Genomic DNA, 10,599 nt, shown 5'->3' with positions numbered 1-10,599 from the left:
GCCGGGTTGGCGTTGTTCAGGCTGTAGCTGTAGGTGCCGTTACCGGTGTCGGTGAAGGTGCCGTAAGTGGCCGCGGTGCTGGACCAACTGACGAAACTGATCGGGGTATCCGCTCCGGGTTGACCGTTGGGGTGCAGGTCATTGCTCAGCACGTTGCCGGTGATCGGGGTCAGGGTGTCTTCGGCGATGCTGTTGCTGTCATCCACCGCGTGCGGCACATCGTCGACGATCTCGATGACGATGCTGGCCGGCGCCGAGGATGCCGTGCCGTCCGACACGCTAAGCGTGAAGGTGTCGCTCTCGATACCCGGGCCATCGGTGGTCGGGCTGGTCAGCTCATAGCTGTAACTGGCCACCCCAGTGGCCGCGTTGTAGGCGGTGATGGTCAGGCTGCCGTGGGCGCCGGTGAACACGCTGCCGGCCAGGCTGCCGATGGCCACGGTGACGCCATTGATGGTTACGCTCTGCAGGTCATCCAGGCCGTCGGCGTCGCTCAGGGTGAAGGTGCCGTTGGCGAATTCGCTGTTGCTGGCGGCGTCCGAACCCTGGGCCAGGCCGGCTTCGAAGACTTGATCATTAGCGCCCTGGTTGCCCGGATCAACCACCACCTTCGGCACATCGTTGCTGCCAGTAATGGTGATGGTCAGGGTGGCCGTGGCGGTATCGCCGTCGGCATCGCGCATGGTGTAAGTGAAGGTTTCGCTCAGGCTCTCACCGGCGTCCAACCCCTGCACCGCTGGGTTAGCGTTGTTCAGGCTGTAGCTGTAGGTGCCGTTACCGGTGTCGGTGAAGGTGCCGTAAGTGGCCGCGGTGCTGGACCAACTGACGAAACTGATCGGGGTATCCGCTCCGGGTTGGCCGTTGGGGTGCAGGTCATTGCTCAGCACGTTGCCGGTGATCGGGGTCAGGGTGTCTTCGGCGATGCTGTTGCTGTCATCCACCGCATGCGGCACATCGTCGACGATTTCGATGACGATGCTGGCCGGCGCCGAGGATGCCGTGCCGTCCGACACGCTAAGCGTGAAGGTGTCGCTCTCGATACCCGGGCCATCGGTGGTCGGGCTGGTCAGCTCATAGCTGTAACTGGCCACCCCAGTGGCCGCGTTGTAGGCGCCGATGGTCAGGCTGCCGTGCGCGCCGGTGAACACGCTGCCGGCCAGGCTGCCGATGGCCACGGTGACGCCATTGATGGTTACGCTCTGCAGGTCATCCAGGCCGTCGGCATCGCTCAGGGTGAAGGTGCCGTTGGCGAATTCGCTGTTGCTGGCGGCGTCCGAACCCTGGGCCAGACCAGCCTCGTAGACTCGATCGTTAGCGCCGTCGTTGCCCGGATCGACCGTCACCTGCGGCGCATCGTTGCGGCCGGTGATGGTGATGGTCAGGGTGGCCGTGGCGGTATCGCCGTCGGCATCGCGCATGGTGTAAGTGAAGGTCTCGCTCAGGCTCTCGCCGACATCCAGGCCCTGCACCGCCGGGTTGGCGTTGTTCAGGCTGTAGCTGTAGGTGCCGTTACCGGTGTCGGTGAAGGTGCCGTAAGTGGCCGCGGTGCTGGCCCAGCCGACGAAACTGGTCGGGGTATCCGCACCGGGTTGGCCGTTGGGGTGCAGGTCATTAGTCAGCACGTTGCCGGTGATCGGGGTCAACGTGTCTTCGCCGATGCTGTTGCTGTCATCCACCGCGTGCGGGCCGTCATCATTAATACGGATAGACAACATAGCGACGGGCGACACATCACCGTCGGAATCGAACACCCGTACTGCGAAACTCTCACCCACTTGATCGGCCGCACCTATCGCCGAAGGGTTACCGTGATCCTGGGTGCTGCCGTTGAGGGTGTATACCCATCGGCCAGCCGCATCGACCACCAAGCTGCCGTAGACGCCCTGTACGGTACCGCCGGCGGTGACATCGACCCAGTTGCCATCCTTATCCTGCACCTGCAAGGCAGCGACGCCATCCGGCGAGTTGACGGCCAGACGACCGAAAGCCTGTTCGGCATTGCTCGCGGCGTTACTGCCTGTCGCCAGTGCGGCTTCATCGACGACACCCGGCGCGCCCACCACTTGCCCTACGGCGTTTTGATGGATGACCTCGACTTCGGGCGTGGAATCTGGGCCCTCCGGCAACGGTGTAGCGGTCGACTCGGGGGTTACGTCCGGGTCGGGCTCGGGGTCAGGAAACTCAGGGGTAAACGACAGGCCGGCAGTGGGAAAGCCTATGGTTGGATCGAGCGCGCCGGCCGTTTCACCCAGCAGCACGAAAGAGTGACCGCCACCCGCATTACCCGCATTGCCCGCGCCGGGCCCCGCCGCGGTGGCGTCCGCAACTTGAGAGGGGTCTTCACCTGCGGCGATAGCGGCCTGCAGCTTCTCGACGTCGCTGAGGTCCTGCTCACTCGGCGTGACGGCAGTGTTGGGTACCGGAGCCGTGGCAGCATCACCCTGGGCACTGGCCAGCAGTTGCGTGTCGAGCAGTAGCTGGCTGTCGCGCCCGAGGGTCAACTCGCCGCCACCGACCAAGGCGATTGCCACTGCGCCTACGGCACCCGTAGCGAGCTGTTCACCGAAAAATACGCGGTCACCTTCGGCCAGCGGTCGACGTGTTCCATCACCCGCGACTGCAAAGACTTCGCCGACGACCTGACGAACGACACCGATTAACGTAGCCATAACATTCTCCCCGCTCCCTCTGCCAATCACTGTCGACAGGTTTCATAAGGGCCAAGCACTTTTCGAACAGGGGGACGCGCGCAACACAGGGTTAATGGATAGGCACAACGCATTTAACGCCACATAAACGACAAATAAATGTCGCCAAAAAAACATGCTCCCTATTCCAGCAAACCCATCCACCCCCTTAACTGCTCTAAACAGCACCTGACCACTAGCCGCAGCCTGAAACGAGCCAAAAGGCCCGACCTATCTGGCTTATGGGGATAAGACAAGGCTCGTTCTCACGGAATGCATAAGACTCTTTTCTCATAAGTCTTGTGCCATTTTTATCTTAGCTACACTGGAAGATGTTCTTAGCTATGGCGTAAAGGCATAAAAACTTTTACTGACAGAATAAACGTCAAAATTTTGTCTGTAAGAGGTCAAGCACCTTAAAAGGAGTTTCACCCATGCGTGTGCTTACACCCCTGTACGGCGGCATTCTGCTGGTCATGGCCTCTACCCAGACGCAGGCCATAACGCTCTCCGAAGCCATCCAGAGCACCCTGGATAATCACCCCGAACTGCATGCCAGCATGAACAACCGCCTGGTATCGGATGAGGAGGTCAAGGTGGCCAAGGGCGGCTATTTACCAACTGTTGACCTGTTGGTGGGTTATGGTCGGGAGAAAACCGACAGCCCCAGCACCCGCGCCCTGGGCGATCACAATCAGGAAACCCTGAATTTTCGCGATGCCGAATTACGCCTGCGGCAGATGCTGTTCGACGGCTTCAATACCCCCAATGAAGTGGCGCGCACCGAAGCGGTGGTCAACTCGCGCGCCTACTATGTGCTGGGCACGGCCGAAAGCTTGGCGCTGCGTGCCGTAGACGTGTACTTGGAAGTGCTCAAACGTCGCGAGCTGGTCTCGCTGGCGAAAAATAACCTGCAGGCCCACCAGCGCATCAATGACCAGATTGGTCTACGCAGCGAACGCGGCGTTGGCAGCACGGCCGACCTCGATCAGTCGCAAGCCCGTGAGGCGCTGGCTGCCAACAACCTGTACACCGAACAAGTCAACCTGGCCGATGCCGAAGCCAACTTTTTCAGCGCCATCGGCCGCATGCCCGACCAGCTAGCCCTGCCGGGTACGATAAAGGGCGAGGTGCCAGCGGATCTCGCTCAAGCCCGACAAACCGTGATGGACAACAACCCCTTCCTGAAGTCGGCACAAGCCGATGTAAATGCGGCCGAAAAACAGTATGCAGTCGCCAAGTCACCGTTCTACCCGCGCTTCGATGTCGAACTGGCGACCAACGCCGACGACAATACTCAGGGCGACAAAGGCCACAACAACAGCTGGCGCGCAGCCGTGGTGATGAACTACAACCTGTTCAACGGCCTGCGTGACAAGGCTCGCCTGCAATCCTCCGCGCACCAGATCAATCAGGCCATGGACATCCGTAACAACGCCTTGCGGATACTCAACGAAAACCTCTCGCTGGCCTGGAACGCCATGGAAAACGCACGCCTGCAAACCCCCAAAGCCCGTGACTATGCGGACTACACCACCCGCGTACGCGAGGCCTATCAGCAGCAGTTCGGCATCGGCCAACGCACCCTGCTCGACCTGCTCGACAGCGAGAACGAACTGTTCACCGCGAACCGGCGCTACACCGAGGTGCGCTATACCGAGGAGTTCGCCATGTACCGAGTGATTGCCGCCATGGGCGAGCTGCTGAGAAAGCAAAATGTAGTAGTTCCGGCCGAAGCCGTAGCCCTCTCGGAAGTAAAGAGCGAAGCCCGTTTGCCGGCCATGCAGTGACACTGGCTGAGGAGTAGTAACCCTTGACCACCATGGAACGGCCAACCCCACCCAACGACCCGCGGCTTAGTCACGACGACCCGCTGCTCGATGGCCTGTTGATCCTCTGCAAGCTGCACGGCTGTTCGGTCAGCCGTGGCAGCCTGAGCGCCGGCCTGCCCCTGCCGGAACAGTGCCTCAGCGCCAGCCTGCTGCCCCGTGCCGCGGCACGGGCTGGCCTGCAAGGACGTTTGTTGCGCCGCGAGCTGAGTGCGATCTCCGCCTTGAACCTACCGGTTCTGTTGCTGCTCAAGGACGGCCGTAGCGCCGTGCTGCGCAAGTGGGGCAGCAATAACCAGGTGCTGATTCTGCCCAGTGAGGCAGAGGGCGGCGAACAATGGGTTACCCGCGAGCAACTGGCGAGCGAGTACAGCGGTCAAGCATTTTTCGCCCGCCCACGACATGAACTGGAGGAGGCCCGTAGCCCACTGGTGCCGCGCATCGAGGCCTGGTTCCGCGACACCCTCAAGTTGTCGCGCTGGTTGTACGGCGACGCCATACTCGCCAGCCTGCTGATCAACCTGCTGGGTCTGATGGTGCCGCTGTTCGTCATGCAGACCTACGACCGCGTGGTGCCCAACCAAGCCACGTCGACCTTGTGGGTGTTGGCCATTGGCTTGTTCATCGGCACCAGCTTCGAACTGCTCTTGCGTGTGCTGCGTGCCCATCTGCTGGATACCGCCGGCAAGAAAACCGACGTAGTGCTGTCCGCGACGCTGTTCGAACGCATTACCGGCATGGCGATGAAAGCACGTCCGGCAACTGTCGGCGGTTTTGCCCAAAGCATCCATGACTTCCAAGGGCTGCGCGAGTTCCTCACCGCGGTCACCCTGACCAGCCTGATCGACCTGCCCTTCGCCCTGTTGATGATCGCGGTGATCTGGCTGATCGGCGGCGCACTGGTGGCTATTCCGCTCATGGCCTTTCCGCTGACCGCGCTGTTTGCCCTGATCATCCAGGCGCGGCTGCGTGATACGGTGCAGAAAAGCCTGGCGCTGGCCTCGCAGCGTCAAGCCCTGCTGATCGAGACCCTGGGCGGCTTGGAAACCCTCAAGGTGTGCGGCGCGGAGAGCGAACGGCAACATGAGTGGGAGAAAACCCACGGCGCCCTGACCCGGCTGGACAGCCACGCCCGTTTCCTCTCCTCCCTGGCCACCAACGGCACCCTGTTCTTTCAGCAGCTCGCCGGCATGTCCATCATAGTCGCCGGGGTCTACAGCATTATCGCCGGCAACCTCAGCGTCGGCGCGCTGGTTGCCTGCTATATGCTTGGCAGCCGCGTGTTGTCGCCGCTCGGGCAGATAGCCGGGCTGATCACCCGTTACCAGCAAGCGCGCCTGACCATGACCAGCACCGACGCCCTGATGGCGCTCCCGCAAGAGCGCCAGGCCAAGCAGCGCCCGCTGGAGCGCACCCAGCTCAAGGGCGAGCTGGATGTGCAGCAGGTGACCTTCCGTTACCCCAACCAGAGCGCACCCGCATTGAGCAACGTCAGTCTGCATATGAACGCAGGCGAGCGCATCGGCATTATCGGGCGCAGCGGCTCGGGCAAAAGCACCCTGGCCCGTTTGCTGATGGCGCTGTATAGCCCCGATGATGGCCAGATCCTGCTCGACAATCTCGACTTGCGGCAGTTGGACGTAGCCGACCTGCGCCACCAGATTGGCTACGTCGCCCATGACTTGCCGCTGCTGGCCGGTAGCCTGCGCGATAACCTGACCCTCGGTGCACGCTACGTCAGCGACGCGCGCATGCTCGAAGTGGCTGAGCTGAGCGGCGTCAGCGAGCTCGCCCGGCAACACCCACAAGGCTTCGATCGCCCGGTTGGCGAGCGCGGTCAACTACTCTCCGGGGGGCAACGTCAGGCCGTGCTGCTGGCGCGCGCGATCCTGCTCGACCCGCCGATCCTGCTGTTCGACGAACCCACCAGCGCAATGGACAACAGCAGCGAAGAGATCCTGCGCAACCGCCTGCAAACCTGGGCACAAGGCAAGACGCTGCTGCTGATCACCCATCGCGCCTCGATGCTCAGCCTGGTGGATCGACTGATCGTGCTGGACAACGGCCAGATCGTCGCCGACGGCCCCAAGGAATCGGTCATCGAAGCCCTGCGCAAAGGCCGGGTCGGCCCGGCAGCGGTGTAGGAATCACGCATGGAACGAAGCCAATCGATTCGCGACTACTTCGGCGGCCTGCGCCAGCACCGGCAGGACACCGAGTTCATGCCGGAAGTGGACGGCACCATACTCGAGGACTCGCCCTGGTTCTCGCGGGTCACGGTGTGGGTTGTCGCGGCCTGCGTGATAGCAGCGCTGACCTGGGCACACTTTGCCGTGCTCGAGGAGGTCACCACCGGCGAAGGCAAGGCCATCCCCTCCAGCAAGATTCAGGTGATCCAGAATCTCGAGGGCGGCATCATCAGCGACATCTTCGTGCGCGAAGGCCAAGTCGTGGCCAAGGGTGACGTGCTGCTGCGCCTCGATGACACCCGTTTTCTCTCCAACCAAGGTGAAAGCGAAGCCGACCGTCTGGCCCTGATCGCCCGCATCGAACGCCTGACGGCCGAGGCCGAGGGCCGCCCCATTGCCATGCCGGAGGAGATTAGCCGCAACGCACCACAGCTGGCCGAAGACGAACTGGCGCTGTACCGCTCGCGGCAACAGCGCCTGCACAGCGAACAACGCACACTCGGCGAGCAACTGCGGCAGAAGACTCAGGAGCTCGCCGAGTTTCGCTCCAAATCTCAGCAATACAGCTCCAGCCTTGGCCTGTTGCAGCAAGAGCTGAACATGTCGCAACCGCTGGTCGCCAGCGGGGCGATTTCCCAGGTGGAAATACTCCGTCTACGCCGCAGTGTCGTCGAAGTGCGCGGCTCACTGAATGCCACCAACCTGGCCATCCCGCGGGCCGAAGCGGCCATCAACGAGATCAAGAGCAAGGTCGAGGAATCCGAACTGGCCTTCCGCTCCGATGCCTTCAAGGAACTCAACGATGCCCGTACCGAATTGAAGAAAATCACCGCCAGTGGCTCTGCCATCGATGACCGAGTCAGTCGCACCACGGTGATCTCGCCAGTCAAGGGCATCATCAAACAGCTGAAGATCAGCACCATCGGCGGCGTGGTCCAGCCGGGCAGCGACATGCTGGAAATCGTCCCGCTGGAGGACAGCCTGCTGATAGAAGCCAAGGTGCGCCCGCAGGATGTGGCGTTTCTGCATCCGGGGCAGAAGGCCATGGTCAAGTTCAGCGCTTACGATTACACGATTTACGGCGGACTCAAGGCCAACCTGGAACTGATCAGCGCCGATACCATCACCGACGAAGAAGGTAAGAGCTTCTACCTGATCCAGGTGCGCACCGAACAAAGTCACCTGGGTAGCGCCGAGCATCCGCTGCTGATCATTCCCGGCATGATCGCCACCGTTGACATCATCACCGGCGAAAAAAGCGTGCTGGACTACCTGCTCAAACCGGTACTCAAGGCCCGCGCCGAGGCGCTGCGCGAGCGCTGAGGCTAGGCGCCACAAGCGCCTGGCTAAGACGAACCGTGATTGCGCTGAAAGGTGTCCTCGCCCATCGCCTTGATCTGTCCTTCGATCAGCGCCTCGAAAGGTATCAGCAAGTCGTCGAATTGCGCCGGAGCCTCGAGCATATTCAGGGCGCCAACCACCGCCTCCACCGTCGATAACGCACCCGCCATCGGCGCCTTGCGCACGCGGTAGCGCGACTGCAGCCCCTCCGCCAATGCCACCCGCGGCAAGGCCGCCAGTAACGGGTTGAGGTGCAGCAGTTTGCGCGCTTTACGCCAGGTGCCGTCGGGCACCACCAGCAGCACAGGTTGATCGACGGCCTGGGTGGCGAAGTGCTGCAACGGCTGCACGCCCTCACCCGGAAACAACAGGCACGGTCGGTAGCCCGGCTGCGCCAGCAGCGCCGCTAAGTCCTCGAACACTTCGCCCACCCGCAACTCGGCATTGCTCAGGCCCAAGGCGGCCAGACGCGCGGTATTCAGCGCATGCTTGAGTTCGCTGGGGTGCTGCAGGATCAGCACGCGGGTAACGCTAGGCAACAGCGGGATCAGCGCACAGAGACAATGCTCGAGTGGGCGGCTACAGCGTGGGCAATGGGGGCGTGGCATGGGCATCTCCTCAGCCGCGCAGTGTGCCATAGGCCTCGCGCCAGGCGGACTGCTGGCTCAAGCCGCAGTCAGGCTGAAACCTGTCGCCGCGTTATCTCAGAGCGATGCCCCGCGCCTAGGAACGGGCGCCGGGTGCGGCCTCAAGGGGGCCATCCTGCGCCTCTGCCTCCTCAATCAGCCAGGACCAGAACGCCTCGGCGCTGGGGTGCATGTACTGGTGCGTCGGACAGGTCAGATAGAACGACTCTGAGGCGCTGATCCTTTGCGCGAAAGGCGCCAGCAAACGTCCACTGGCCAGCATATCCGCCACCAGCGAGGTGCGGCCCAGCGCCAGGCCATGGCCCAGGGCCGCCATTTCCATGGCGGTGATCAGCGTATCGAACTGCATCCCCTGCGAGGCATCCAGGTGTTGAAAGCCCGTTTGCTTGAGCCAGTACCCCCAGCCCTCTTCGTAGCCGATGACATGCAGCAAGGTATGCTCGGAGAGCGCCTCCGGCGAGTCGGGTGGGCGCAACCCATCGAGCAGCGTGGGGCTGCACACCGGAAACAGCTCGTCACGGGTCAGCCGAATGGCCTTGAGGTCCGGCCAGTTGCCCTTGCCGTAACGGATTTCCATGTCCGCCTCCTTGCCGCGTTCATCCAGCCAGATATTGCTGGTGAACTGCAGGCTGACCTCGGGATGGCGCGCCCTGAAACGCGCCAACCGGGGCGCCAGCCAGGTGGTGAAGAACACCAGATTGACCCTGATGATCAGCCGCCGTTCGCGGCCCATGCCGAACAGCTCATCCGTCGCGGCGATCAGCCGCTCTATGGATTCATGAATCACCGGCATGTAGGCCCGCCCTGCCTCAGTCAGCTCCAGCCCCCGGGGCAAGCGCTTGAACAGGTTGACCCCCAACTGGCACTCCAACCCCTTGACCTGCTGGCTGATGGCCGCCTGGGTCAGGCTCAGTTCGGCTGCCGCCTGGGTGAAATTCAGGTGGCGGGCAGACGCTTCAAACGAGCGCAGCCAATTTAATGGGGGGAGCCTTTTCTTCATATCCTGCTCAACTTCAATCTATGCCGACTTCCGGGTCATGGATTAGCTGGCCCAGTTCCACTGCGGCGTGGCGTAACAGCGGAGTATATGCCAGCAGTTCGTCCAGACTCTTGCGGATCAGCGGCGCATGAGCGAATAAGCAGGCGAACAGCCGGCCATCGCGATCCTTGACCGGCACCGCAAACGCGGCCAGACCATCGACAAACTCTTCATTGTCCGTGCCCACCTGGCTGACTCTGATGTTCAGCAGATCAGCCTCCAGCGCATGCGGATCGGTCAGGGTATTGCGAGCGTACCGACGCAGCGGCAGGTTGTGGATGATCCGCTGGCGCCGCTCCTTCGACAGCGAACTGAGGTAAAGCTTGCCACTGGCCGTACACCAAATCGGGGTATGACTGCCGATGGGCAGATGCACCTGCAACGGCCGGTCGGTCTGCACCCGGTCGTAATAGATCATCTCGGTGCCATTGGGGATGGCAATGCCACAGGTCTCGCCAGTTTGCGCGGTCAGGCGCTGCAGGATGGCCTGGCGTGGCGCCTTGAAACGCCCGCTGTAGAGCACCCCAAGGGCGATATCGTGCAGGCGCGCTCCCGGCACGATCAGGCCGCGCATATTGGTTTGCAGATAGCCATCGCCCTCAAGCTGCGCCAGCAGCCGATGAATGCTCGGTTTGGGGATATCCAGCTGATAGGCCAGGTCGGCCGGAGACATGGGCCGTTCGGCCTGGGAGACCGCTTCGATGATTTCCAGCACGCGGGTAATCGAGGAGCCTTTTTCTCTAGCGGAGCCACTCATTACATTCTCCCCACATTAGGGTCTGTTGCCGTTTCATTGCGAGCCGCGTTGCCGCGAGAAATGGCCCCCGATTAGGCGCAGGACGCAGGTAATGGTCATTCCCTTGCCAA

At 62.1% G+C, this 10,599-nt stretch carries 7 protein-coding genes; 3 read left to right on the top strand and 4 right to left on the bottom strand.

The window, feature by feature from the left end:
- On the bottom strand, nt 1-2,669 hold a 2,669-nt coding region (locus tag FBY03_RS06775; protein WP_147171437.1), incomplete at its 3' end, for a retention module-containing protein.
- 452 nt (nt 2,670-3,121) lie between these two features.
- On the opposite strand from FBY03_RS06775, the gene FBY03_RS06770 reads away from it, so the two are divergent.
- From FBY03_RS06770 to FBY03_RS06760, 3 genes are read left to right on the top strand one after another with little or no spacing between them, the layout of a single operon-like run.
- Nucleotides 3,122-4,477, top strand: coding sequence for a TolC family outer membrane protein (locus FBY03_RS06770; protein WP_147171436.1), 1,356 nt, complete (start codon nt 3,122-3,124; stop codon nt 4,475-4,477).
- 32 nt (nt 4,478-4,509) lie between these two features.
- Nucleotides 4,510-6,660, top strand: a complete 2,151-nt coding sequence (locus FBY03_RS06765) for a type I secretion system permease/ATPase (RefSeq protein WP_147171606.1) — start codon at nt 4,510-4,512, stop codon at nt 6,658-6,660.
- 9 nt (nt 6,661-6,669) lie between these two features.
- Complete coding sequence (locus FBY03_RS06760) at nt 6,670-8,028, top strand: HlyD family type I secretion periplasmic adaptor subunit (protein WP_147171435.1); 1,359 nt, start codon at nt 6,670-6,672, stop codon at nt 8,026-8,028.
- 23 nt (nt 8,029-8,051) lie between these two features.
- Here the strand turns inward: FBY03_RS06760 and FBY03_RS06755 are convergent, their stop codons facing one another.
- From FBY03_RS06755 to FBY03_RS06745, 3 genes are all read right to left on the bottom strand, one after another.
- Nucleotides 8,052-8,654, bottom strand: coding sequence for a tRNA-uridine aminocarboxypropyltransferase (locus FBY03_RS06755; RefSeq protein ID WP_147171434.1), 603 nt, complete (start codon nt 8,652-8,654; stop codon nt 8,052-8,054).
- 115 nt (nt 8,655-8,769) lie between these two features.
- On the bottom strand, nt 8,770-9,693 hold the full coding sequence (gene gcvA, locus FBY03_RS06750) for a transcriptional regulator GcvA (protein ID WP_147171433.1): 924 nt from the start codon (nt 9,691-9,693) through the stop codon (nt 8,770-8,772).
- Nucleotides 9,694-9,706: 13 nt separating this feature from the next.
- Nucleotides 9,707-10,489 (bottom strand): IclR family transcriptional regulator, encoded by a 783-nt coding sequence (locus FBY03_RS06745; RefSeq protein WP_147171432.1) that lies wholly within the window; start codon nt 10,487-10,489, stop codon nt 9,707-9,709.
- Between the last annotated feature and the right edge of the window lie 110 nt (nt 10,490-10,599).

The organism is Pseudomonas sp. SJZ079, assembly GCF_007993865.1.
In the GTDB taxonomy this organism is placed as follows: Bacteria; Pseudomonadota; Gammaproteobacteria; order Pseudomonadales; family Pseudomonadaceae; genus Aquipseudomonas.
The sequence above is the reverse complement of the archived record's forward strand: the minus strand, read 5'-3'. Positions and strand labels throughout refer to the sequence as shown.

Bases quoted from the DNA above. Each gene is read 5' to 3' on its own strand.
- FBY03_RS06770 (WP_147171436.1), top strand. From the start codon at position 3,122: ATGCGTGTGCTTACACCCCTGTACGGCGGCATTCTGCTGGTCATGGCC.
- FBY03_RS06765 (WP_147171606.1), top strand. From the start codon at position 4,510: ATGGAACGGCCAACCCCACCCAACGACCCGCGGCTTAGTCACGACGAC.
- FBY03_RS06760 (WP_147171435.1), top strand. From the start codon at position 6,670: ATGGAACGAAGCCAATCGATTCGCGACTACTTCGGCGGCCTGCGCCAG.
- FBY03_RS06755 (WP_147171434.1), bottom strand. From the start codon at position 8,654: ATGCCACGCCCCCATTGCCCACGCTGTAGCCGCCCACTCGAGCATTGT.
- gcvA (WP_147171433.1), bottom strand. From the start codon at position 9,693: ATGAAGAAAAGGCTCCCCCCATTAAATTGGCTGCGCTCGTTTGAAGCG.
- FBY03_RS06745 (WP_147171432.1), bottom strand. From the start codon at position 10,489: ATGAGTGGCTCCGCTAGAGAAAAAGGCTCCTCGATTACCCGCGTGCTG.